Source organism: Rhodopseudomonas sp., from assembly GCF_013377015.1.
Taxonomy (GTDB): Bacteria; Pseudomonadota; Alphaproteobacteria; order Rhizobiales; family Xanthobacteraceae; genus JARJEH01.
The window spans coordinates 1,164,939-1,188,921 of sequence record NZ_JACABA010000002.1; the positions used below are offsets into that span (position 1 = coordinate 1,164,939).

Annotated in this window: 22 protein-coding genes; 16 read left to right on the forward strand and 6 right to left on the reverse strand. The window is 63.4% G+C overall.

Annotation, left to right across the window (positions count from 1 at the left end; all coding sequences use genetic code 11):
- Positions 1 to 38 precede the first annotated feature (38 nt).
- From HXX15_RS13985 to HXX15_RS14000, 4 genes are all read left to right on the forward strand, one after another.
- Positions 39 to 884 (forward strand): electron transfer flavoprotein subunit beta/FixA family protein, encoded by an 846-nt coding sequence (locus HXX15_RS13985; RefSeq protein WP_296516664.1) that lies wholly within the window; start codon positions 39 to 41, stop codon positions 882 to 884.
- A gap of 24 nt (positions 885 to 908) precedes the next feature.
- Positions 909 to 2,015, forward strand: a complete 1,107-nt coding sequence (locus HXX15_RS13990; protein WP_296516665.1) for an electron transfer flavoprotein subunit alpha/FixB family protein — start codon at positions 909 to 911, stop codon at positions 2,013 to 2,015.
- 11 nt (positions 2,016 to 2,026) lie between these two features.
- A complete protein-coding gene (locus tag HXX15_RS13995; RefSeq protein WP_296516666.1) occupies positions 2,027 to 3,334 on the forward strand; it encodes an FAD-dependent oxidoreductase in 1,308 nt (435 codons plus the stop codon).
- Between the two features lie 69 nt (positions 3,335 to 3,403).
- Entirely contained in the window at positions 3,404 to 3,700 is a 297-nt protein-coding gene (locus tag HXX15_RS14000) for a ferredoxin family protein (protein WP_296516667.1), read from the forward strand.
- Between the two features lie 33 nt (positions 3,701 to 3,733).
- Here HXX15_RS14000 and HXX15_RS14005 read toward each other — a convergent pair whose 3' ends face one another.
- Positions 3,734 to 4,321, reverse strand: a complete 588-nt coding sequence (locus HXX15_RS14005; protein ID WP_296516668.1) for a DUF2478 domain-containing protein — start codon at positions 4,319 to 4,321, stop codon at positions 3,734 to 3,736.
- A gap of 364 nt (positions 4,322 to 4,685) precedes the next feature.
- On the opposite strand from HXX15_RS14005, the gene HXX15_RS14010 reads away from it, so the two are divergent.
- Positions 4,686 to 5,048 (forward strand): VanZ family protein, encoded by a 363-nt coding sequence (locus HXX15_RS14010; RefSeq protein WP_296516669.1) that lies wholly within the window; start codon positions 4,686 to 4,688, stop codon positions 5,046 to 5,048.
- Between the two features lie 60 nt (positions 5,049 to 5,108).
- On the opposite strand, the gene HXX15_RS14015 is transcribed toward HXX15_RS14010, so the two are convergent.
- Positions 5,109 to 6,212 carry a glycosyltransferase gene (locus tag HXX15_RS14015; protein ID WP_296516670.1) on the reverse strand — a complete coding sequence of 368 codons (1,104 nt, stop codon included), beginning with the start codon at positions 6,210 to 6,212 and terminating at the stop codon, positions 5,109 to 5,111.
- Between the two features lie 370 nt (positions 6,213 to 6,582).
- On the opposite strand from HXX15_RS14015, the gene HXX15_RS14020 reads away from it, so the two are divergent.
- Positions 6,583 to 7,638, forward strand: a complete 1,056-nt coding sequence (locus HXX15_RS14020) for an NAD(P)-dependent oxidoreductase (protein WP_296516671.1) — start codon at positions 6,583 to 6,585, stop codon at positions 7,636 to 7,638.
- 82 nt (positions 7,639 to 7,720) lie between these two features.
- A complete protein-coding gene (locus HXX15_RS14025) occupies positions 7,721 to 9,028 on the forward strand; it encodes a DUF4910 domain-containing protein (RefSeq protein WP_296516672.1) in 1,308 nt (435 codons plus the stop codon).
- A gap of 10 nt (positions 9,029 to 9,038) precedes the next feature.
- Here the strand turns inward: HXX15_RS14025 and rfbC are convergent, their stop codons facing one another.
- Positions 9,039 to 9,569 carry a dTDP-4-dehydrorhamnose 3,5-epimerase gene (rfbC, locus tag HXX15_RS14030; protein ID WP_296516673.1) on the reverse strand — a complete coding sequence of 177 codons (531 nt, stop codon included), beginning with the start codon at positions 9,567 to 9,569 and terminating at the stop codon, positions 9,039 to 9,041.
- Between the two features lie 196 nt (positions 9,570 to 9,765).
- Here rfbC and HXX15_RS14035 point away from each other — a divergent pair, with 196 nt between their 5' ends.
- The 6 genes from HXX15_RS14035 to HXX15_RS14060 all read left to right on the forward strand — a co-directional run bounded on the left by HXX15_RS14035 (position 9,766) and on the right by HXX15_RS14060 (position 15,668).
- Positions 9,766 to 11,055 (forward strand): class I SAM-dependent methyltransferase, encoded by a 1,290-nt coding sequence (locus HXX15_RS14035; protein WP_296516674.1) that lies wholly within the window; start codon positions 9,766 to 9,768, stop codon positions 11,053 to 11,055.
- Positions 11,052 to 11,846, forward strand: coding sequence for a glucose-1-phosphate cytidylyltransferase (locus tag HXX15_RS14040; protein ID WP_296516675.1), 795 nt, complete (start codon positions 11,052 to 11,054; stop codon positions 11,844 to 11,846). Before HXX15_RS14035 ends, HXX15_RS14040 begins: the two co-directional genes overlap by 4 nt.
- Positions 11,846 to 12,499: a PIG-L deacetylase family protein gene (locus HXX15_RS14045; RefSeq protein ID WP_296516676.1), complete on the forward strand. Its 654-nt coding sequence runs from the start codon at positions 11,846 to 11,848 to the stop codon at positions 12,497 to 12,499. The genes HXX15_RS14040 and HXX15_RS14045 overlap by 1 nt, the downstream gene beginning before the upstream one ends.
- Positions 12,500 to 12,586: 87 nt before the next feature.
- Positions 12,587 to 13,699 carry a hypothetical protein gene (locus HXX15_RS14050; RefSeq protein ID WP_296516677.1) on the forward strand — a complete coding sequence of 371 codons (1,113 nt, stop codon included), beginning with the start codon at positions 12,587 to 12,589 and terminating at the stop codon, positions 13,697 to 13,699.
- Complete coding sequence (locus HXX15_RS14055; RefSeq protein ID WP_296516678.1) at positions 13,582 to 15,210, forward strand: lipopolysaccharide biosynthesis protein; 1,629 nt, start codon at positions 13,582 to 13,584, stop codon at positions 15,208 to 15,210. The genes HXX15_RS14050 and HXX15_RS14055 overlap by 118 nt, the downstream gene beginning before the upstream one ends.
- A 23-nt stretch (positions 15,211 to 15,233) precedes the next feature.
- Positions 15,234 to 15,668, forward strand: coding sequence for a hypothetical protein (locus tag HXX15_RS14060; protein WP_296516679.1), 435 nt, complete (start codon positions 15,234 to 15,236; stop codon positions 15,666 to 15,668).
- 15 nt (positions 15,669 to 15,683) lie between these two features.
- Here HXX15_RS14060 and HXX15_RS14065 read toward each other — a convergent pair whose 3' ends face one another.
- The gene (locus tag HXX15_RS14065; RefSeq protein ID WP_296516680.1) at positions 15,684 to 17,018 is read right to left on the reverse strand and encodes an O-antigen ligase family protein; all 1,335 of its coding nucleotides are present in this window, start codon (positions 17,016 to 17,018) and stop codon (positions 15,684 to 15,686) included.
- 378 nt (positions 17,019 to 17,396) lie between these two features.
- On the opposite strand from HXX15_RS14065, the gene HXX15_RS14070 reads away from it, so the two are divergent.
- The 3 genes from HXX15_RS14070 to HXX15_RS14080 all read left to right on the forward strand — a co-directional run bounded on the left by HXX15_RS14070 (position 17,397) and on the right by HXX15_RS14080 (position 22,121).
- Entirely contained in the window at positions 17,397 to 19,559 is a 2,163-nt protein-coding gene (locus tag HXX15_RS14070; protein ID WP_296516681.1) for an exopolysaccharide transport family protein, read from the forward strand.
- Between the two features lie 176 nt (positions 19,560 to 19,735).
- Positions 19,736 to 21,112 carry an oligosaccharide flippase family protein gene (locus HXX15_RS14075; RefSeq protein ID WP_296516682.1) on the forward strand — a complete coding sequence of 459 codons (1,377 nt, stop codon included), beginning with the start codon at positions 19,736 to 19,738 and terminating at the stop codon, positions 21,110 to 21,112.
- Between the two features lie 10 nt (positions 21,113 to 21,122).
- Positions 21,123 to 22,121 (forward strand): NAD(P)-dependent oxidoreductase, encoded by a 999-nt coding sequence (locus tag HXX15_RS14080; protein ID WP_296516683.1) that lies wholly within the window; start codon positions 21,123 to 21,125, stop codon positions 22,119 to 22,121.
- Positions 22,122 to 22,133: 12 nt separating this feature from the next.
- Here the strand turns inward: HXX15_RS14080 and HXX15_RS14085 are convergent, their stop codons facing one another.
- Positions 22,134 to 22,664 carry a hypothetical protein gene (locus HXX15_RS14085; RefSeq protein WP_296516684.1) on the reverse strand — a complete coding sequence of 177 codons (531 nt, stop codon included), beginning with the start codon at positions 22,662 to 22,664 and terminating at the stop codon, positions 22,134 to 22,136.
- Positions 22,665 to 22,817: 153 nt separating this feature from the next.
- The gene (locus tag HXX15_RS14090) at positions 22,818 to 23,750 is read right to left on the reverse strand and encodes a glycosyltransferase (RefSeq protein WP_296516685.1); all 933 of its coding nucleotides are present in this window, start codon (positions 23,748 to 23,750) and stop codon (positions 22,818 to 22,820) included.
- Between the last annotated feature and the right edge of the window lie 233 nt (positions 23,751 to 23,983).

A 23,983-nucleotide genomic window follows, 5' to 3' on the forward strand; every position in this document is an offset into this window, starting at 1 on the left:
TTGCTGTTCTCTTCCCGTGAGCAACCGCGGAGCAGACCATGCATATCGTCGTATGTATCAAGCAGGTTCCGGATTCGGCGCAGATCCGTGTCCATCCGGTCACCAATACGATCATGCGCCAGGGCGTGCCGACGATCATCAACCCGTATGATCTGTTCGCGCTCGAAGAGGCGTTGCGACTGCGCGACAAGTTCGGCGGCGAAGTCACCGCGCTGACCATGGGCCCGCCCTCGGCCGAGGATAGCTTGCGCAAGGCGCTCACCTTCGGCGCCAATCGCGCCGTGCTGCTGACCGACCGCTTCTTCGCCGGCGCCGACACCCTGGCGACCAGCTACGCGCTCGCCGCCGCGGTGCGCAAGATCGGCGCCACCTACGGCGACGTCGACATCGTCTTTACCGGCAAGCAGACCATCGACGGCGATACCGCGCAGGTCGGGCCGGGCGTCGGCAAGCGGCTGGATTTCATGCAGCTCACCTACGTGTCGAAGGTGGTGGCGCTCGATCTCGCCGGCCGCTGTATCGACGTCGAGCGCCGGTCCGAAGGCGGCGTGCAGGTGCTGCGCAGCCGGCTGCCCTGTCTGATCACCATGCTGGAAGGCACCAATGAGGTGCGCCGCGGCACCATGGTCAACGCGCTCAGCGCAGCCCGCGCCACCGTGGTGAAATGGAGTGCGCAGGACGCCGGCGTCGAGGACATTTCGAAATGCGGGCTGCGCGGTTCGCCGACCGTGGTGAAGCGGGTGTTCGCGCCGACGCCGCGCGCTGAGAAGGCCGCGCTGGTCGAGCCGGCCGGCCGGCCTCCGGCCGACGCGCTGATCGATGAAATCTTCAAACTCAGGCCGAAGCTCGAAGCCGACATGTTCGAACTCGCGCGTGGATTCTGAAACTCAGAACAGAAAGCCGCCCAGATGAGCCAGCCCCCCAAACCCGCCGCACAGCCCGCCGGACGCGCCAACGCCAAGAAGGAGCTGTCCGAGCACTTCAAGCAATACAAGCATGTCTGGGTGTTCATCGAACAGGAACGCGGCCACGTTCATTCGGTGTCGTGGGAATTGATGGGAGCCGGCCGCAAGCTCGCCGACAAGCTCGGCGTCGAGCTCGCCGCCGTGGTGATCGGCGCGCCGGGCGAATCGATGCGCGCCGCAGTCGCCGAATCGTTCTGCTACGGGGCCGATCTCGCCTACATCGTCGCCGACGAGGTGCTCACCGACTATCGCAACGAGTCCTACACCAAGGCGCTGACCGACATCGTCAACACCTACAAGCCGGAGATCCTGCTGCTCGGCGCCACCACGCTGGGCCGCGATCTCGCCGGCGCGGTGGCCACCACGCTGCTGACCGGGCTGACCGCCGACTGCACCGAGCTCGATGTCGATACCGACGGCTCGCTGGCGGCGACCCGGCCGACCTTCGGCGGTTCGTTGCTGTGCACGATCTACACGCTGAACTTCCGGCCGCAGATGGCGACGGTGCGGCCGCGGGTGATGCCGATGCCGGAGCGGGTCGAAAAGCCGGTCGGCCGCGTCATCGAGCATCCGCTCGGCATGGTCGAAGCCGACATCGTCACCAAGGTGCTGGCCTTCGTGCCGGACCGTGACAAGGCGCAATCCAATTTGGCCTATGCGGATATCGTCGTCGCCGGCGGGCTCGGGCTGAATTCGATGGAGAATTTCCAGCTGGTGCGGCAGCTCGCCGCCGTGCTCGGCGCCGAATATGGCTGCTCGCGGCCGCTGGTGCAGAAGGGCTGGGTCAGCTCGGACCGACAGATCGGCCAGACCGGCAAGACCATCCGGCCGAAACTCTACATCGCCGCCGGCATCTCGGGCGCGATCCAGCATCGCGTCGGCGTCGACGGCGCTGACCTGATCGTCGCCATCAACACCGACAAGAACGCGCCGATCTTCGATTTCGCCCATCTCGCCATCGTCACCGACGCCGTCCGGCTGCTGCCGGCGCTGACCGAGGCGTTCCGCAAACGGCTGTCGCCGCATACCCGCGACCGCATCGCCAGCTAGAGGAGATCGTCATGATTGAGGAACGGTTCGATGCGATCGTGGTCGGCGCCGGCATGGCCGGCAACGCCGCGGCGTTCACGCTGGCCAATCGCGGGCTCAAGGTGCTGCAGATCGAGCGCGGCGAATATGCCGGCTCGAAGAACGTCCAGGGCGCGATTCTTTACGCGGACATGCTGGAGAAGATGATCCCGAATTTCCGCGAGGACGCGCCGCTGGAGCGGCACCTTGTCGAGCAGCGGTTCTGGATGATGGACGAGCGCGCCCATACCGGCCTGCATTATCGCTCCGACGATTTCAACGAGGAGCGGCCGAACCGCTACACCATCATCCGGGCGCAGTTCGACCGATGGTTCTCATCGAAGGTGCAGGAAGCCGGCGCCATCGTGCTGTGCGAGACCACGGTCAAGGAGTTGATCAAGGATGCCTATGGACGGGTGATCGGCGTTCTCACTGACCGCGACGGCGGCGAGGTCCATGCCGATGTCGTGGTGCTGGCGGAAGGCGTCAACGGCCTGCTCGGCACCAAGGCCGATCTGCGCGAGATCCCGAAACCGGAAAACGTCGCGCTGGCCGTCAAGGAAATGCACTTCCTGCCGCGCGAGACCATCGAATCGCGCTTCAACCTGAAGGGCGACGAAGGCACCGTGATCGAAGCCGCCGGCACCATCTCGCGCGGCATGGCCGGGATGGGCTTCATCTACGCCAACAAGGAATCGATCTCGGTCGGCATCGGCTGCTTGGTGTCGGATTTCCAGAAGACCGGCGAGACGCCGTACGATCTGCTGGAGCGGTTCAAGCGGCACCCCTCGGTGGCGCCGCTGCTCGAGGGCTCCGAGGTCAAGGAATATGCCGGCCATCTGATTCCCGAAGGCGGCTACAACGCCGTTCCCAAGCTCTATGGCGACGGCTGGGTGGTGGTCGGCGACGCCGCGCAGCTCAACAATTTCGTCCACCGCGAGGGCTCCAATCTCGCCATGACCTCCGGCCGGCTCGCCGCCGAGGCGATCTTCCAGGTCAAGTCGCGCAAGGACCCGATGACGGCGCAGAACCTGTCGCTGTACAAGGCGATGCTCGACAACTCCTTCGTCATGAAGGATCTCAAGAAGTACAAGGATATGCCGGGACTGCTGCATATCCAGTCGCAGAACTTCTTCCTGACCTATCCGCAACTGGTGTCGAAGGCGATGCAGAATTTCGTTCGCGTCGACGGCACGCCGAAGGTCGAGAAGGAGAAGGTCACTCTAAAGTCGTTCGTCGCGGCACGGTCCTGGGCCGGCCTGTTCGGCGACGCGATCAAATTCGCCCGTGCTTGGCGATAGAACTTGGTGATGACGACACGGACCCCGACGACGGGCCGTGAGTGAACGGACAATCTGGAGGTCGAGACGATGACAACGGAAATCGCGGTGCGCGTCGAGGACAAGCTGTTTCAGAACCGCTATCTGGTCGATGTCGGCCAGGCCCATATCAAGGTGCGGCCGCATACCACGCCGTCGCCGGCGCTGCTGGCGCTGCTGAAGGCGTGCCCGGCGCATTGCTATGAGCTCAACAGCAACGGCCAGGTCGAAATCGCGGCCGACGGCTGCGTCGAATGCGGCACCTGCCGGGTGATCGCCGCGCCGGGCGGCGATATCGAATGGAGCTACCCGCGCGGCGGCTACGGCGTGCTGTTCAAATTCGGCTAGTTCTGATCGCGGCGGCAGGCGCGTGATTGCCGGTCAGGCCGCGGAGGAGGCCATGGTGATGGCGTCGGCGATTTCGCACGGGGTGTCGAAACCGCGCCGCGACAGCCAGCGATGCAAACGCGGCGAACCGATAGGTGCCTCCTCGGCGAGGCCATCAGTGAACACGCGCCAAGGTCCGATGTTCCGCTGCGGGACGCCGACCACGACCGGAATGCCGAGCTCGATGGCCTCGCCGATTACGTCGCACAGGCCCTCGCCCTCGCTTTCAAGCCTGCCGAACTTGTTCAGAATCAGCAGTTCCGGCCCGTTTCTGATCGATGCCGAGATCAGCGCCGCGGCTTCCTGCACGGCTGCCGGATCCAATCGACAGCCGGTCGCCCGCTTGTCGCGATCCTCCGACAACTGAAGAATGATCCGGGTGGCGAGCTCCTCGAGCTCCATGTCGCAACTGGGTTTGCCGTCGCGACAGCCTGAACTGGCCGGGACGACACCTGCAACCGCAACGCCGCTGTCGCGCAGGCGATAGCCGAAATCGGAAATGAAGCGACCCGCGGCGGCACCGTCCGAGTAGACGATGCCGAGAACCGAGGGTCTGGCCAAAGCGCCGTGGCTTCGAAACATCCGCTCTATCCGTTGAACTCCGGTACAATATTGCTTGAAGTCTGTGACAGACTCGCTCGTCCGCTGCTTTGCGTCAAATCAATCAGCACTTAGTCGCGGGACGACTTGGTCCCAATGGTTTGGGCACCGAGTGAGCACCGCGTCGCTCGGCCCATATCGGAGGCGGCGCGCCGGGGTGCTGTGCTGACGGTCCGGCACGGACATTTTTGGATATCTGATGTGCGTCGCCGCCTCCCGGAGGCCACTGGCGGTCGATGCGTCCAGATCGAGCGACGAACCCTGTGCTAGGTTGAGAATCGATATAGGGGCTCGGTTCGATATGGTCGGACTGCGCGATCGGCGGACTCAGGGAAGATCTATCGCAATGGTTTCGTTCAAGACAGCTGAGACCGCGCTGCGGATCGTGGCCTGGATCGCGATCGCCATGATCGCTTTCGTGACGCTGGGGCCGTTGAGCCTTCGGCCCGAAAGCGCGATGGGACCCAATGCAGAGCGTTTTCTTGCCTTTCTGGTGGTCGGCATATTATTCGCCGCGGCATATCCCAGATACATCTGGTTTGCCGCAGTCATTGTGATTGGCGCAGCGATCCTGCTGGAGTTTTTTCAATTGTTGTCGCCGTCCCGACACGGCCGGGCGCTGGATGCGGCGATCAAGATCGTCGGCGGAATTCTCGGTCTCGGGGCAGGATGGATGCTGACGAAATTGGTCCGGTCGAGACAGGATTGACAGCGACCCCGGACGTGGGTCGTCGTCGGCCGCACAGATCAAGTTGGACAGAGCTGGAACCTATGCCCGGGAAGCGATCTGACCGAGGCGGAGCGCACGAGCCTGCATCTGCTCGGTGGGCGCCAGGCCCAGGACATCGAACACGACCTGGATCCGATGCAGCCAGTCGTGCCTGAGTGCCGCCTGCCGCAGGTTTTCGCGCATGACGGCCCGCAATCGCGCGGGGTCGACGTTCAGCTCTGCCAGGATCCGGCCGATATCGGGAGAGTCGAACGGCAACTCGATCACCGCGTCCGGCCAGTCGAACTGCCGCCTGAATTCGTCGGTGCGCGGTGCTTCGCCGAGCATCACCGTGCCCGCCGCGGCGCCTTCGTAGAACCGCGCCGAGATCTCGTCGCGGCCCGCCGCGAACGCGGGATCGTTGACGTGGCTGCGATTGGCGATGAAGTAGCGGCTGTTCTTGAGCAGCGTCGCCAACATCAGGCGATGCTCGCGCGGATTGTCGACGCGGAAGGTGCGTTGCTTCAGGTCGAAGCCGCTCGCCGCCACGGTGTCGTAGTAATAGAACGTGCTCCGTCGCTCGGCATCCTCGAGCAGGGCCTGATGCGTCACCGCCGAGCGCCGGCCGATGTTGCAGAGTTCGATCGGGCGGGGCTGGTCGGCGGCGGGCGCGAAGCGCAGCACGTCCACGGCGAGCGGCAGGTAGCTGCACGGCCTGCCGGTGATGCGCGCAACGTCGTCAACGCTATCGCGCAGCCCGAGAAAGATGTGATCGAATCCGGACAATAGCTCGAGCAGATATTCCGGCAGGTTGTCGGACCAGACTTCGGTGATGAAGCAGGCCGCCTTACGGCAGCGCTGGCGCCAGTTTGGAATGGTCGCGAGCGAATACAGTTCGAAAGCGTGACTGAACATCGGAAAAAACAGCTCGTAGTCACGCTCCAACGACACCGTATTCCGCGAAGCGGGCGCGAAGCGGCGTGCAAGCTCCGGCGATCCGGATGCCATGCGGACAAGCTTGTAGGCGCGTCGGGAGAATTCCAGCGACGACAGGTCGGTGACGTCGATTCGCTCGGCGCCGGTGACGGCCGCGACGGTGTCCTCGAATTCGTAGGCCAGACAATATGCAACGAGATCGGATATTCGGCGTTCAGATAGCAGCAATACCCTGTCTTGCACGAGTTCAAGTCCCTGTCGGTTCGACGTTCGAGCGCCGTTGCGGTCAAGAGACCATGTTTGCGTCGCTCCGACAATCCCGCGGCGTCGGCGGATTCTGTCGGTTTCGTCGCATAAGGTAAAATTTGATGAAACCCATTTACGCTATCAGTGAAGCATGCGACCGGCAGTAGCGGCGTAAGCGCTGGTTTCGTCGGGGTGAGCGGCTTGTGTCGATCGTTTTTCGACCCGAACAATGATGTTTCGGACGCGACTTACGATTAACCTAAATCCCGAACACCGCGTGTATTGCGGGGACAACATCGACTACATTGAAGCCAGAAGCGATTATCGAAGCCCAACGATTGAGGTGTGACAAATGCGTGTATTGCTGACCGGACATCTTGGCTACATCGGCACGGTGATGACCCCCATGTTGCTTGAGGCCGGACACACGGTCGTCGGTCTCGACAGCAATCTGTACGCACGCTGCACATTCCCGCAGGGCGGCACCATTCACGACGTGCCGACCATCCACAAGGATACGCGCGACGTCGAACTGGCCGATTTCAAAGGGATCGATGCCGTTCTGCACCTCGCGGCGCTCTCCAACGATCCGCTCGGCAATCTCAAGCCGGGCCTCACCGACGACATCAATCATCGCGCCAGCGTCCGCATGGCGGAACTCGCCAAGCAGGCCGGCGTCAGCCGCTTCGTGTTTGCCTCGTCCTGCAGCAACTACGGCAAGGCCGGCGAAGGCATGATCGATGAGACCGGCGCGCTCAATCCGGTGACGGCCTATGGCGAGTCGAAGGTGAATTCCGAGCGCGGCATCGCCCGGCTCGCCGGCGACGGGTTCTGCCCGGTCTATCTGCGACCGGCGACGGCCTACGGCCTGTCGCCGCGGCTGCGGTTCGACGTCGTCCTCAACAATTTGGTCGCCTGGGCGGTCACGACCAAGAAGATCCATTTGAAGTCGGATGGAACGCCGTGGCGCCCGATCGTGCATATCGAAGACATTTCGCGCGCGTTCATCGCCGCGCTCGAAGCGCCCGCCGACGCGGTGTTCAACGAGGCGTTCAATGTCGGCCAGACCGCCCACAACTACCAGATCCGCGATCTCGCAAAGATCGTCGCCGAAGTCGTGCCGGGATGCGAAGTCGAATTCGCCGACGGCGCGGGGCCGGATACGCGGTCGTATCGCGTGAGCTTCGAGAAGATCCGAACCCGGCTGCCGCAGTTCAAGCCGCAATGGGATGCCAAAAAGGGCGCCGAGCAGCTCTACAAGGCGTACCTCGCGTCCGGTATCACTCTGGAAGAATTCGAGGGGCCGCGCTACCAGCGCATCGGCCACATCAACAAGCTGTTGGCCGACGGAATCCTCGACGCCGATCTGCGGCACCGCTCGGCGGCGAGCCGGACGGCCGCGGCGTAGGCGGCTCCGGCGCTGGCGAGTTCCTGAGGTCGGCCGGCGCGCGCGGTCGATCGGGGGCCGATCGCGCAATGAAGGTCGTGGGATGTCCTTGGACAAATCTGTCAGCGACGATGTCGGCGCCGAGATCTTCGCGCTGGCCGCGAAGATCTACCCGATTTGCCGCAGCATCACCGGCGACGGCGTCAGGCAGACGTTGCACGAACTCGCCGCCCATATCGCGCTCGACATCCATGAAGTCCCGACCGGAACCAGCGTTCTCGACTGGACGGTTCCGCGCGAATGGAACATTCGCGACGCCTATATCAAGAACGAGCGGGGCGAAAGGATCGTCGATTTCAATCGATCGAATCTGCACGTCATGGGCTACAGCATGCCGGTTCACCGCCGCATCTCGCTCGCCGAACTGAAACAGCACGTCTACACGCTGCCCGACCAACCCGATCTGATTCCGTACCGGACGTCGTATTACGCGGAAAACTGGGCATTCTGCTTGCCCCATCGCCAGCTCGAAGCGCTGCCGGACGATACCTACGAGGTCTTGATCGACTCAACCTTGAGTGACGGACATCTGACCTACGGCGAATATTTCCACCAGGGAGAAACGGCGGACGAGTTTCTATTCTCCGCCCACATCTGCCATCCCTCGCTTGCCAACGACAATTGCTCGGGCATCGCGCTGCTGACGCATCTCGCCAAGCGCATCTCCCGGATCCGAACCCGATACAGCTATCGCTTTCTGTTCGCCCCCGGTACGATCGGCGCGATCACCTGGCTCGCGCGCAATGAGGACAAGGTCGACCGCATCAAGCACGGGCTGGTCGTCTCGATGCTCGGGGACCCGGGCGGCCCGACCTACAAGAAGAGTCGACGCGGCGATGCCGAGATCGACCGAGCGATGATCCATACGCTGCGGCATTCCGGCTTGTCGGCGACCATCGAGGAGTTCTCTCCCTACGGCTACGACGAGCGGCAATACTGCTCGCCCGGCTTCAATCTGCCGGTCGGGCTGTTTCAGCGCAGCAAATTCGGCGCGATTCCCGAATATCATACGTCGGCGGACAATATGGATTTCATTCGGCCGGACGCTCTGAGCGAATCCTCCCGGCTGATCGACGCGGCGATCGGCGCGATCGAAGCCAACGGCACCTACCGCAACACGGCGCCGAAGGGCGAACCGCAGCTTGGAAGGCGCGGGCTCTATGGCGCGATCGGCGGCGACAAGGACGCCGCCGCCGCCAACATGGCGATGCTCTGGATCCTGAATCTGTCGGACGGCGGCCATTCCCTGCTGGACATCGCGCAGCGCGCCGATCTTCCGTTCGAGGTCGTCGAAAGAACTGCCAGACGGCTTGGCGATCACGGCTTGCTGAAGCCGCTCGGCGAGGCGTGAGGCGCGTCGGTCAGGCCGCGAAATCAGGCCACAGCAGATCCTTTTCGGCGATCGTCGTGATCGGTAGCGGCCAATCGATGCGGAACGCGGGATCGTTGTAGCGCACGCCGCTGGCTGCCGCTGGCGCATAGAATTCCGAGATCAGATAATTCACCCGCGTGTCATCGCGCAGCGTCTGGAAACCGTGCGCGAAGCCTTTCGGAATATACAACTGCAAGCCGTTCTCGCCGGACAGTTCGAAGCCCGCCGATTTCCGGAACGTCGAAGATTCCGGCCGCAGATCGACGATGACGTCCCAGATCGATCCGCCGAGGCATCGCACCAGCTTCACTTCGCCGTGAGGGGCGCGCTGAAAGTGCATCCCGCGCACTGTCCCCTTGCGCAGCGAATGCGAGACGCTGTGTTGGGGGAATTCGGTTTCGAGTCCGTGCGCGCGAAATTCGTTGACGCAGAAAGTGCGCATGAAGGAGCCGCGATCGTCGCGCATCGGCTCCGGATGAACCAGCACCGCGCCGTCCAGAGTAGTTACTTCGAACCGCATGATTTCGGCGCGCCCCTTGATAACTGATTAACTACTGCGAGCTTAACAAAAGCCAGCTTAAGTATTGGTAACTTCCTCAATTTTTACCTTGATTCCCGACGACGCTTCAATTCGCGCGCGCTTGTGCAATAGATGATCCGGTCGAAACGTATGACTCTTTCGGACAGCCAATTTCAGTACAGCGAAGCGCGGGCCAATGAACGCACATTCCAATCCCCAATCGATAATGTCGAAATCCACCCATGGTCGTTGCCGGCTGTGTGACAAGTCGCTCAGCACGAGCTTCATGGATCTCGGGATGTCGCCGCTGTGCGAAAGCTTCTTGACCGCCGACCAAATCGACGCCGCCGAATCGTTCTATCCGCTGCACGCGTTGGTCTGCGACAATTGCTTCCTGGTGCAGCTGAAGGAATACGTCAAGCCGGAGCACATCTTCACCGAGTATGCCTACTTCTCGTCCTATTCGACGTCCTGGGTTGAGCACGCGAGGCGATATTGCGAGATGATCAAGGCCCGGCTGAGCCTCGGCGGCAGCAGTCGGGTGTATGAGATCGCCAGCAATGACGGCTACCTGCTGCAGCACTTTTTGCCGCTCGGCGTGCCGGTGACGGGCATCGAGCCGGCCGCCAATGTGGCCGAGGTGGCGCGTCAGAAGAATGTCCCGACGCTGGTCGAGTTCTTCGGGCTCGGCCTCGCGCAACGACTGGCGTCGGAAGGCAAGGGCGCCGACCTGATCATCGGCAACAACGTGCTGGCGCAGGTGCCGGACCTCAACGATTTCGTCGCCGGGATGGCGCATCTGCTGGCGCCGCAGGGCGCGATCACGCTGGAGTTTCCGCATCTCGAAAAGCTGATCAACGAGAACCAGTTCGATACCATCTATCACGAGCATTTTTCGTATTTCTCGCTGGTCACGATCGATCGTCTGGCGAAGCGGCACAATCTCAGGATTTTCGACGTCGAACAGATCCCCACGCATGGCGGATCGCTCCGGGTCTATCTGTGCCGCGCCGACGCTGGCCATCCGGTCTCGCCGAAAGTTCCGGCGCTATTGGCCCATGAACGCGCCATCGGCTTCGAGGACATCGCCAGCTACGGGCGGTTCGCCGCCGGCGTCCACCACACCAAGCGTCAGCTGCTATCGTTCCTGATCGATTGCAAGGAAAAGGGCGCACGGCTGTGCGGCTATGGCGCCCCGGGCAAGGGCAATACGCTGCTGAATTATTGCGGCATCGGCACCGACTTCCTCGACTTCACAGTGGACCGCAATCCCTACAAGCACGGCCGCTTCACGCCGGGCATGCATATTCCGATCTACCCGGTCGAGGCGATCGACGAGATCCGGCCGGACTATCTGCTGATCCTGCCCTGGAACCTGAAGAACGAGATCGTCGCGCAGATGCGCCATGTCGGCGGCTGGGGCTGCAAATTCGTCGTTCCGATTCCCCGCGTCGAAATCATCGATCCACGAGAGGTGGCGGCATGAAGGTCGTTCTGTTCTGCGGCGGGCTAGGAACCCGGATTCGCGAATACTCCGAAAGCATCCCCAAGCCGATGGTGCCGATCGGGCATCAGCCGATTCTGTGGCATGTGATGCAGTACTACAGCCAATACGGGCACAATGATTTCATCCTTTGCCTCGGCTACAAAGCCAACGTCATCAAGGACTATTTCCTGAACTACCGGCAGACCGCGAACAGCGACTGCATCATCACGGATTTTGGCACGAAGGTCGAAATCCTCGGCAATCAGCCGCCGGATTGGCGGGTTTCGCTGGTCGACACCGGAACCTGGCGCAATATCGGCGAACGGCTGATGGCAGTCAAACATCTGGTCGAGGACGAGGAGATCTTCCTCGCCAACTACAGCGACGGGCTGAGCGACGTGCCGTTGCCGGAGATGATCAGCAAGTTCAAGGCCAGCGGCAAGCTCGCCTGCTTCGTCGCCATCCACCCGCCGATCAGCTTCCATCTCGCCGAGTTCGACGATCAGGGCTCGGTGCAGCGGATTCGGTCGAGCCAGGAATCGGAAATCTGGATCAACGGCGGCTTCTTCATCTTCCGCAAGCAGATCTTTGATTTCATCAACGAGGGCGAGGAGCTGGTGCTGGAGCCGTTCAACCGCCTGATCGAAGGCGGTCACCTGATGGCCTATAGGTACGAGGGCTTCTGGCGCGCGATGGACACGTTGCGCGACCGCCAGGTGCTCGAGGACATGGTCGATCGCGGCGATACGCCGTGGCGCCAGCAATCGCCGCAACCCAGCAAGGTCGCGTGATGAAGGCGTTACACTTCGCCGGGCCGGGGGATCGTCTGAGCGTTCTCTGTCTGGGCGCGCATTCGGACGATATCGAGATCGGCGCGGGTGCGACGTTGCTGAGCTTGATGGAGCGCGGTGTGCAGCTCGACGTGCATTGGTGTGTTCTGAGCGGCGGCGGGGTGCGGGACCTCGAGGCGAAGCAATCCGCCGCGGACTTTCTGGCGAATGCAGCGAATTCGCAGTTCGAGATGATGTCGTTTCGGGATGGCTTCTTCCCCGAGCAGGGCGAGGCGATTAAGCAATGGTTCGAAACGCTGAAGCAGCGGGTCGAGCCGGACCTCATTCTGACCCACCAGCGCGACGACGCCCACCAGGACCATCGCCAGGTCTGCCGGCTGACCTGGAACACCTTCCGGGATCATCAGATCCTCGAATACGAGGTTCCGAAATGGGATGGCGACATCGGACAGCCGAATGTCTATGTCGCGGTTTCGGCGCAGGCGCTGCAGCGCAAGATCGAGCTGTTGATCGCGCATTTTGGCAGCCAGCGTTCCAAGCAATGGTTCGACGACGAGACCTTTCGCGGCCTGGCGCGGATCAGGGGCATGGAATGCCGTGCTCCGCAGCGCTACGCCGAGGCCTTTTTTGGACGCAAGCTTGTGCTGATGTGAAAGCGGGCCGGAATCGCCAGCTGATCATCCGCGCAGAATTTCGAGCGCGTGACTTCGCCGACTGAGTCTTAACCGGGACGATCCTGAATGCGAGCCGAGCTGGACGATGGGAAGACGCTGGGGCTTCGCGCCGATGAATGGGTGCAGGTCCGAACCGCGGAGGAGATCTTCGGCACGCTCGATGGCGACGGTCGGCTCGACGCGCTGCCGTTTATGCCGGAGATGCTGCCGTATTGCGGCAAGACCATGCGGGTCGGAAAGCGGGCCCACAAGACCTGCGATCCTTCTCTGGGGGTCGGCGGCCGCAAGATGGCAAGGACCGTCCACCTCGAGAATATTCGCTGCAACGGATCGGCCCATGACCAGTGCGAGGCGGGCTGTCTGATCTTCTGGAAAGAGGCTTGGCTGAAGCGGGTCGATCCGCAGGCCGCGGCAGATGGCGCGTCTTCGCGAATCGCAGAGCCGTCCGGTCGCATCCGGTCCGTAGAGGATGCACTTCGCTCGGGCGTGAAGATCCCTCCGGCCGCCGGCGAGACGGAGCCGACCTATGTGTGTCAAAATACCCAGATCAAGTTCGCTACCCAACCTTTGAAATGGTGGGATATCCGCCAATATTGGGAAGACTACACATCCGGCAATGTCCGCTTGTCGCAGCTCGCCAACGGCTTGCTGTACTCGCTCTGGCGCACCGTCGCCGAAGCCGGGATCGGGCTCGGTTCGGCGATGCGCTGGAGTTATGACCGGTTTCAGCGCGCCGTCGGCGGGTCGCCCTACCCGGTGCGACCGTTCGGCGTGCCGAAGGGGACGCCGGTCCCGCGCGCGCAGCTCGATCTGAAGCAGGGCGAGATCGTCCGCGTCAAGCCGTTCGAGGAGATCCTGCCGACCTTGGACTCCCACTATCGCAATCGCGGCCTGTATTTCGACGTGGAAATGGTGCCGTTCACCGGCCGCACCTACGAGGTCGAGCGTCGGCAGTCGCAGATCATCGACGAGGGCACCGGCAAGATGGTGCGGTTCAAGACCGATGCGATCATCCTCAAGGATGTGGTGTGCCAGTCCCGCTATTCGGTCTGCCGTCGCTTTTGTCCGCGCGCGATCTATCCGTACTGGCGCGAAATCTGGCTGGAGCGCGCCGCGGAAGGCCCGAGCAAGGTGTGCAAGGGGCCAGGGGAATCTCAGGACATGAGCGTGGTCCGTTGAGCCGGAATGTCGACCGATATTTCGAGGACAACAAGCCGTTCGTGGGCCTGCAGCGGAGCTCGCTGCGCAGCGGTGTGACCTACGTCGCCGCGCGCGGCATCAACATTTTCGTGCAACTGGCGTCGACTGTCGTGCTCGCCCGCCTGCTAGGTCCCCATGATTTCGGCCTCGTCGCAATCGTTCTGGCGCTGGTCGGATTTGCCCCGATGCTGATCGATCTCGGAACCACCGAAGCGTCGATCCAGAAGACGCAGATCAGCGAAGTCGAAATCAGCTCGCTGTTCTGGCTCAACGTCGCGATCAGCGTGCTGCTGACGGTGCTGCTAGCCGCCGGCAGCGGCGTCATCGCACGGATGTTCGGCGAGCCATTGCTCGCCGGCATCGCACTGGTGCTGTCGGCAACTTTCGTGATGGCGGCGCTGTCGACCCAGCATTACGCGCTGATGCGACGAGCCATGCAATTCCGCCGTATCGCGACCATCGATATTTCGGCGAACGTCGTGGGAAGCGTCGTGAGCGTCGTCCTGGCGCTCACCGGTTGGGGCTATTGGGCGCTGGTCGCAAAGCCGCTGGTGACGTCGGTGCTGGCAGCGGTCGGCGTGTGGATCAGCTGCCGATGGGTGCCGGGGCGGCCGCGTGTCACGCCGGACGTGAGGGAATTGGTTCGGTTCGGCCTGGGCGTGACCGGGTTCACGATGACGGACTATCTGGCGCGCGCGGGAGATCGGATCGCGATCGGCTATTTCTACGGACCCGGCCCCCTCGGTTATTTCCAGAATGCATTCACGATCTACAGCAATTTGCTCAGTATCCTCACCGAGCCGCTGCACAACATAGCGGTGTCCGGCCTGAGCAAGCTCAGGAACGACGCCGACCAGTTGAAGCGGGCGTGGGCCACGGCGCTGTCGTCGCTGAGTTTCTTCTCGGCTCCGGCATTCGCGCTGCTTGCCGTGACCGGGCAGGATCTGGTGGTGGTGTTGCTGGGGCCGAAATGGGCGCCTGCGGGTCCGCTGCTCTGTATTTTCGCCGTGCGCGGCATTGCCCATAGCGTCGAACGGTCGCTGGGGTGGGTTCACGTCGCCGTCGGACGGTCCGATCGCTGGATGCGGTGGGGGCTCGTCAGCGCGTTGGTCCAACTCGCGGCATTGGCTGCCGGCCTTCCCTTCGGGGTTATTGGCGTGGCGACGACCTATGCGATCGTCACGTTCGGCCTTTTCATCCCTGCTTTGGTCTATGCTGGACGGCCGGTCGGCATCGGCTATGACGACGTGCTGCGGGCGGTGGGGCCGCAGACGATCGCGGGGCTGAGCGCCGCGGCGGTTGGATTCGGCATTCAGGAAATGTTTCTGGCCGACCATCTCCAGCTGATCAGGGTATCGATTTCGGGCGCGGTCTGTCTGGGGGTCTATTTCACGGTGGTGGTGGGCGTCTTCAAGATGACCGGACCGATCCGACTGGCACTTTCCGTGCTGGGCGAATATGCCGCAAGGCGTTCGCCGGCGCGCTCCTAACCGAACAGGCAGGCGGACTCATCATGGGACCCTTCGAACGATTTCTGGTCGGCCTTGACGGCCCGCCGTGGAGCGCGGTCTGGCGTATCGCACTAGGGCTGTCACTGCCGCCGCTGTTTCGCGCCTTCGCCGGCGGCCATGACCGGTTCTGGACCGATTTGGCGCTGTTCCTCGGAATCCTGGTCGCGCTCTACACGATCCCGGCCTTGCTTCGGCGCGTGCTGCCATTCTCGGTCGAAGCGAGGGAAATCTGGTCGACGCGCCGCAGGATCGCCAGGCGGCACGATTCCTATCAATGGCAAAAGCTGTTCTGGATCGGACTAGGCCTGCTGCCTTATGCGATGATCGGCAATGGCTTCGACCGCGGCGAATCGCTGATCGCGCTATTGTGCCTGATCGGCGGCAGCGTTGGCCTGTTGCTTTGGCGCCGGATCGATCCGGCCGATGCGGCGATCTAATCGGCCCCGCCGCGGTCAGGCCTGTCTGCGCCGGAACTCACTGCTGACGAACAGCAGGATCAGCACCAGGACCGAGAACTGATTGCCGCGCAGGAACAGCGTGGCTTCGGTCAGATTGTGCACCAGATGAATGAACAGGATCAGCGCGATTGCCGCATAGGTCGCCCGCGTATCCGTGGCCGGCGCGCTCTCGATCGCCATTCTGGTTGTTGAAGATATCCGGGCCGCAATGGCGATCGCCACCACGCAGGTCGCGGGCAGGCCGATTTGCAGCCAGAGCTCCAGGTACCCATTGTGGGCCTGGTTGATGATGCCCTTTTCGACGTCGCCGAGCCAGGTCCCGGGGTCGAGCCTGGTCAGCGGATCATTGACGAGTCCGACATCCCAGAAAGCGCCATAACCGTGACCGAGCCAGATCCGCTCGGAGGCTTTGCGCCACGCGAACGCCCACAGCTCGTCGCGGCCGGTGAACGAGGTGTCGCCAACAAACAGCCCGACCAAGCGCATCGGATCAAAATCATTGACGATGAACAGAATCAGCAGGCCGGCGACGCCGAGCATCAGCGTCGTGAGAATCAGCAGGACGAAGCGCGGCCCAAGGCGCGAGGCGATCCAGAACACCGCGCCGATGCCCAGCGCCAGCACCGCCAACCCGATCGAGGTCTTGCTCGAGGTGATGACGAGAAAGAAGCTGACGACGGCGGCGGCCAACAGACCGAACAGGATCTGCGGCAGTGCGGCCGATCCGGCGATCCATGTCACACAGACGATCAGAGCGAGCATCGCGACCATTCCGGCGACGTTCTTCTGACCGTAGATGCCGTGCACGCCGATGTCGGAAATCGTCAGCGCCGGCCATAGCGCCGTCGCCGCCAGATTGACCAGCACGACGCCGAACAGGCTCAGGAACAGCAGGGTGTGAAACGACCGCAGTGATTTGACGCTGACGGCGACCGCCATCGCGATCACGCCGCCGAGCAAAGTCAGTACGGCGCGACGGATCGTCAATTCCGGATAGTCGGACCACAACACGCTGAATTGGCAGAACGCCAGCACGCCGAAGATCAGCAGGTTGTCGCGAACACAGTGGAAGGCGGCACGGCGATGGCGGATCAGAATGATGAGCGCGACCGCGGTCATGGCAACAACAGCGAGGCGGTCGGAGAGGCTGCCTTCGACCCGTGCGCGCGGCGAGGCGTTGCCGAGCGGATTGAGGCCGATGAAGGTAAACAGCAGGAAGCACAGGCTCAGCCACCACGATGTCGGGCCAATCCAGTCGAACCGTCGCAACCCGCTGGCCTGAGGCCCGCCCGGGATGGCGGTGGCATTGGCGCTTGAAGAAGTCGGCATCCCTTGCCCCGTCGACTTGCCCGTCATTGCCCCGTCGTGACGAGTCGCCGCAACGGCGACCGGATCGCGATCAAGCCGGGACGATAGCCGCAAGGGCATATCTTAGTCTTAACGGCCCGGACGGCCGCAATCGGCGGCGGGGGGGAGCCGAACTATGCCGTGCAACCCGCGACGCAGGCGGGCGGGAGGCAGTGACGGCGGCGCCATTGGCAATCGACCATTAACCATATTGGTTCATGGTCGGGGGCGGTCGAGGTGCGACTCCGCGGGCGAACCTTGCGGATTGCCGGCGGTCTCGCCACTGACAGCAGCTTTGTCTGCTCGGGTTGCTGCCGATTGCCCGCGCAATTGCAGCAACAGGCAGTATTCGGGACGGCAATGTCAGTTCAACCGACCACATCGGCAGACGCGGAAACCGGGAGTGCAAACCGCTCCGGCGCGGACCCCTGGACGGTCGCGCTGGCCGCCGCGACGAGCCAGGTGAAGCGGTTCATCGCGCTGATCGCCATCGTCACCGTGCTGTCGGCATTGGCCGGAATTGCCGCGCGGCTCGTGATCCCCGCCAGTTACAAGGCCACCGTGCAGGTCCTGATCGACCCGCGTGGTTTGCGAATCTTCTCGAATGATTCCGGCCAGCTCGACGCCAATACGGCGATCAATTTCGTCGAGAGCCAGATGGGCGTGATCAAGTCGGAGCGGGTGCTGTTGCGGGTCTTGCGCGGGCAGCCCGCTGCAGACGATCGATCCCAGCCGCCGGCCGACGGCGCGCCGTCCTTGCCCGGCGACTCAGGCGAACTGGCCGAGACCAAGGCTTTGACCAAGCTGCAGCGGTCGATCAAGGTGGAGCGCGCCGAACGCAGCTTCATCGTCGATGTCACCGTCGACGCCGCGTCGCCGCAAGGCGCGGCGGCGTTGGCCAACGCGGTGGTCGATGCCTACATTGCCGAGGATCAGATCGACCGCAGCGCTTCGATGAAGCGCGTGACGACCGAATTGACCGGCCGGCTGCAAAGCCTGCGGCAGAATCTGCGCGAGGCGGAAGACAAGGTCGAAGCCTTTCGGGTGACCAACGGGTTGGTCGGCGTGCGCGACAAGCTGGTGCTCGAACAGCGGCTCAGCGAGACCACCACGGCTCTCACCCTGGCGGAGAGCCGCGAAGCCAAGCTGCGTGGCAAGTACAACGAACTCGCATCGTCGCAGCCGCTGATGAGCGCGATCGGCGAGCTGGGAACCGATCCGGAATCGCGCAGCCTTGCGTTGCTGCTGAACAGCCAGGCCACCGCGCGCAGCGAGATGGAGCAGTTGTCAGGCTCGCTCGGCGAGCAGCACCCGGCATTGCAGAATGCACGCAGCCGGCTGAAGGAAATCGACAAGAGCATTACCGCCGTGCTCAGCGGCGTCCGCAAGGCTACACAATCGCAGCTCGATCAGACGCAGTCGGAAGTCGCCTACCTGTCGCGCAAGGTTTCGACCTTGTCGGCCGACCTGTCCAAGGCGCGGCAGGCCGAAGTCGGCCTGCGAACGCTGCAGGCCGACGTCGAGGGCCATCGCAAGATCCTCGAATCGTTCGAGACCAAAGCACGTGAGACCAGCGAGTTCGGCCGCATCGATGGCACCAGCGTGCGCATCGTCTCGCCCGCGCGGGCGCCCAGCGCGCAGGGCAGCCTCAAGCGATTGCTGCTGTGGGGATTGCTCGGCGGACTGGCGGGGGCGGCGATTTCGATCGCGGCGATCGTGTTTCTGACGATCTTTCAACGCGGCGTTGCCGGCGAGCACGCCATCGTTCGAATTCCGGCGCCGGAATCGAACCCCGGCAGCGCGCGACGACCCGACGCGTCGCCCCCGCAGGTCGAACCGGTGCGGGAAAAACGCGGCCGATCGGATGCGGATCCGACTGCCACCGTCAAGGCACTGTACCGAACCTGCCTTGCATCCGGCTCGGGCGACCCGCGCCAGACGAAATCGATCTCAGTGCTGGTCGTCGCCGCTCGTTCTGGCAGCGGCAAGTCGGCGGTCGCCGCCGAACTGGCCTGGATCGCGGCCAGTTCCGGTCGCCGCGCACTGTTGGCGGAGGCCGACCCGGTCAATCCGACGCTGGCCGCCGTGGTGCCACGGAATGCGCCGGTGCGGTTGTTCAAGCTGGCGGGAATTCTCCGGCCGATTTATCGGATCGACGCCGGGTCTCACACGCTGAGTGTCGCGCCGATTCTGAAGAACGAGCAGGACATCTGCCTGCGCCTGGCGCTGCGCGGCGATCCGCCCGCAATATCGAAGACGGCCGAGGATTTCGATTTTATCGTGTTCGACGGTCCGGTGATCGCAAGCCGCGAACAGGCGCGCGGCCTGGCCGGGGTGGCCGACCGCATCGTGCTGGTATCGGCCGCCGACGATCCGGCGCAACCGAGCCATGCCGACCTTGTCAGCTGGCTCGACGTGCCGGCGAACAAGGTCTTGCGAACGATCGTTGCCGGCGCCGGCGATGCGGCGACTGACACGATCGCAGATCGGATGACTCGTGGGAAAATCGTTCGGGCCGGTTAGCGTTAATTTTGGTTAAACGTTGCTGACGGATTTGCGGTCTGTTGTTCTGCAACCGTCCTTGCGGGAGATGTAATATCTCTTCGTTTTCTTGCATCGAAGGGAAACAGAATTTGCGCAGGCGTGTTCTAGGATGGCTTGGCTGGGCCGGGACGGACACTGTTGGCCGCCTTGCGCTGTTGACGGCCAGCACCGCCGTCTGCTCGCGACTGCTCACGCCACGCGACTTCGGAATCGCGGCTCTGGTGCTCACCGTGGTGGCGCTCGGTTCGGTGATGGTCGGTGCGCCGTTCGAGGAGGCGCTGGCGCAGCGCAGCGTACTGCGGCGACCGCATCTGCGTGCGGCGCTGACCGGGAGCTGGCTGATCGGGCTGGTCCTCGTCGCCGCCTCGATTCCGGCGGGATGGTTGCTGGCGCGGCTCTATCACGAGCCCCAGATCACCACACTGTTGCCGGTCGCGATGTGCTCGGTATTCTTCTCGGGGCATTCCGACGTCATGACCGGGCTGGCGCGGCGGCTGCGTCGCTTCAGTGACGTCTCGGCGGCGACGCTGTTCGGCCACCTCATCGGCATTCCGATATCAGTGGTGATGGCGATGACCGGCTTCGGCCTGTGGGCCCTGATCGCGCAGCGGCTGCTGGTGGTGATCATCCGCGCGGCGGTGCTGCAATGGCGCATCGACATAATCATCCTGCCGCAATTGTCGCTGAAGAATCTGTCTGGCATGGGCCGCTACGGCACGGTGACGCTGCTCGATCGGCTGTTCGACAGCATGACCTACGTCGCTTTCAACAATCTGGTGGGGGCATTTTACGGTCTCACCACGCTTGGATATGTCAACGTCGCGATGCGGCTGATCGAACCGATTCGCGGCGCGATCGGAGCAACCAGTCACAATTTGGCGTTTTCCTGGTTCGCGGCGGTTCAGAACGACCGTTCGCGGTTGCTGAGGCGCACATCGGAGTTGGTCTCGCTGGCCTCGTTGGCGATCGTACCGATCTTCGTCGGGTTGGCCGCGGTGATGCCGACCTTGCTTCCGCTGGTGTCTGGTCCGGGATGGGACGAATCCGTGAAGATCGCGGTTTGCCTTGGTATCGGCAGTGCCATCGCGGTGCCGTCGCAGCTGATCTATTCGGCATTTTCGGCAACGGCCCGGCCCGAATTCAGCCTCGTGGCCAATTGCGTTGCGTTTGCCGGCACTCTGGCGGTGCTGGTCTGCACCGTCAGCCTTGGCCCAATCAGTGTCGGATTGTCGCGAATTGCCGGCGACGTCTTGCAGGCCGCGATTGCGATCGGCGTATCGCCGCGTAATTTCGGATGGTCCTGCCGCGATAGGTTCCTGGCGCTGGCGCCGGCCTGGGGCCTAGCCATCGTCATGGGGGGGCTGGTTGGCTTGCTGGGCGTGGTACCACCTATATTGGATCGCTCGTTGACGCTTGCGGTGCTGGTGATTTTCGGGGTGGCGACCTATGCGGTGCTGCTGTTCGCCTTCGCCCGCAGTGATCTGGTCCGGATGATTGCGGTGTGGCCGGCGCGCCGCGCCAACAACAGTTGAAATAGCGCGGATGTCCGGCGAGGACGAGAGCTGCGTTCTGATCACCGGTGCGACCGGTTTCATCGGCTCCAGCCTGCCCGGCCTACTGGCCCGCGAGTTCGCGGTGGTTCGCGCCGGCGTCAGGCAGGCCGGGCCATCGACCCGGATGGCGCCGAACGTACGGGAGTGCCGGTGCGATCTGGACAACCTCGATGAACTCAGCGCTGCGGTGACCAGTTCGAGCGTTGTCGTTCACACCGCCTATCGCTCGGTCACGGCGATGCACGACCAATGCCGCAGGCTGCTCGACGCGATGTCGGCCGCCGGCACCTCGAACCTGGTATTCCTCAGCTCGATCGCGGTCTACGGCGAAGCCGATGGAATCGTTCGCGAGGATGCGCCGCTGCAAGGCGACCCCGGCAGTTACGGCCTGGCCAAGCGGCAATGCGAGGATTCGATTCGGCACTGGGTCGAGCAGCAGCCGGCGACCCGGCGCGCGATCATTCTGCGACCCGGGATAGTATACGGCGCCAACAGCTTGTTATGGATCGACAAGATGCTCGAACGGATTCGCTGCGGCGCCTGGGGCAGTTTTGGGCCGTCCGGCGAGGGAGCGGCGGCGCTGATCCACGTCGACGACGTCGCCGCGATCATCGTGAAGGCCTGCGCGCGTCTGGCGCAGGCGTCGCCGCCACTGCCCGCGGTGAACGTTGTCAACGCGGTCGGCCCCGAGACGCCATCCTGGAACGCGTATTTCCAGGCGCTCGCCGCGGCGGACGGTCAACCCGCGCTGCGCCAATTCTCGCGCGGCGAGCTTGCGTTCAGAATGGCCGCGGCGATTGTTGCCAAGGCTTGGCGTAAGGCCGGACTGCCCGGTGGACGATGCGCCGCGCTTGCGCCGACCCCGGGCGAGCTGCGGCTGTTTGCGCTGCGAGCGAGCTACGCCGTCGATAATGCCGAGGCGCTGCTCGGATTTAAGGCCGGGATCGGACTTCAGGACGGGCTGCGCCGGACGTTTCCGGCCCGGTGACGAAGCGTTGCGTCACAACCCCGCAAAGGCATAGCGGCGTGCCGACCAGGGCGGCAGGTTGACCACCAGGGCATCGTCGCCGTCGCTAAGCCGAATGTCGAGCGACATCGTATGACGGTGCTCGGCGTCGAAGCCGAGCAAGTCGGCCAGCCGGAACTTGCGCGCCGAGCGGAAGCTGAGCTCGGTATCGATGGTGTCGGCGGTCTTGTTGATGACGACGATCTGCAGCCGGTCGCCCTGTCGCGCGCGGGCGGCATAGACCGCGAGGCCGGGAATTGGATGCTCCACCGACAGACTGAAATCGCCGAATCTCTCATTGGCTTCGTCCGGCTCGCGATACAGCCGGTAAGCCTCCGATAGAAACCCGGTCAGACTGCCCCAATGCGTCGCCAGTCGAACCCCGTGACTGCCGAACCGCCCGAGCGCGTCCGCCAGGGCCCGGCCGGCAGTTAGCGATTCGGCGCCGCTATAGTTGTCCGGCGATGCGATCGAGATCGCCGGACGGCGCGCCGCCGTCCATGGTGCCGATTTCGTTGGATCCACAAATCAGGGGACTAATCGCGCGACCGTGCTGGCGGTCGTCGATCACGATAGCCGTGGACGTCCGTGCAAGGCCCGGGTTGGCAGCGATCGCGCATCCGACCGATGCCAGGCCGGCGACAACCGACCGCCTGCTCAATCCGTCGGCAGCTGCCGTCAAGAGACCAACCCTGACCCATATAATGCCGGGCGGAACCGCGGCATCCACAGCACTTTGCCAAGTCCGGCGGATAACACCACCGACGCGCGCGCACGCAGCCGCGCGTCGAACGGCGACAATGCCAGCATGGCGAGACCGCCGAGGCCGACCTGAACCAGACCGATCGCCATCCAGCCGACGATCTCCAGCCGATGGACCGGCCGCAACATGCCGAGCACGAACACGCGAATCTGGCCGCTGAGGAATTTGCGCTTGCGGATATAGCCCCAGTTCAGTCGGCTCTCCGGCACCCACTCGATCACGCTGGCGTTGGCGGCCCAAAATAACCGCCGGCCGGCGAGTGTGAGACGCTTCAGCAGCAGGCTGTCCTCGCCGCCAACGCTGTTCAGCGACAGCTCGAACGGCGCAGCGTCGTTCAAACACCGCAGCCGGTCGAACATCGAATTGTTGGTGCCGAGATAGGCGACGCGGCCGGTGATATCGGCGCCGTCGGGACAATCGATCTGTCGCGAAAAATAGCAGGCAAATCCGGCGATGCCGGCGGCGCCTTCGCCGTTGGCGACGACCGGGCCGAACACCGCGTCGGCGCCGGTCCGCCGCGCCGTTTCCACCAGCGCGGCGAGCCAGCCGTCAGCGGCCTCCTCGTCGTCGTCAAGAAACGCCACCCAGCGTCCCCGAGCGGCGCGCACGCCGGCATTGCGCGCGCTGGAAACGCCGGGATGCGGCTCGTGCAGGTAGCGAACCGGAAAGCGGATCTGCGCAGCGATTTCCGCCACCGCAGCCTGCGCGTTGCCGTCCGCGGAATTGTCGACCACGAGGATGTCGACGTCGGTGCCGGTCAGCCCGACCTGCCGTCCGAGACTTTCGATCGCGCGGCGCAGCGGCACGGCACGATTGAGCGTGGGGATCACGACGGAAACCACGTCCATGAGGCACTCCGGTTGCGCGTCAAAGTCGACGGCAGGCAATTCTCGGCGGAACATAGATGCTGCGCCTGTTGCACCGAACAATTTGGCGCAACAATCATACGATGAAAACGATTTGGCACGATAATAGGTTCAACTGGTGTGCGGCGGTCGCTAAAGACGAACGGGTCGTGCGGAGGAATATGAATATCGTTAACAATTGCTCCCCGGCGGCCGCCTGATGGAGCTGCCAAAAT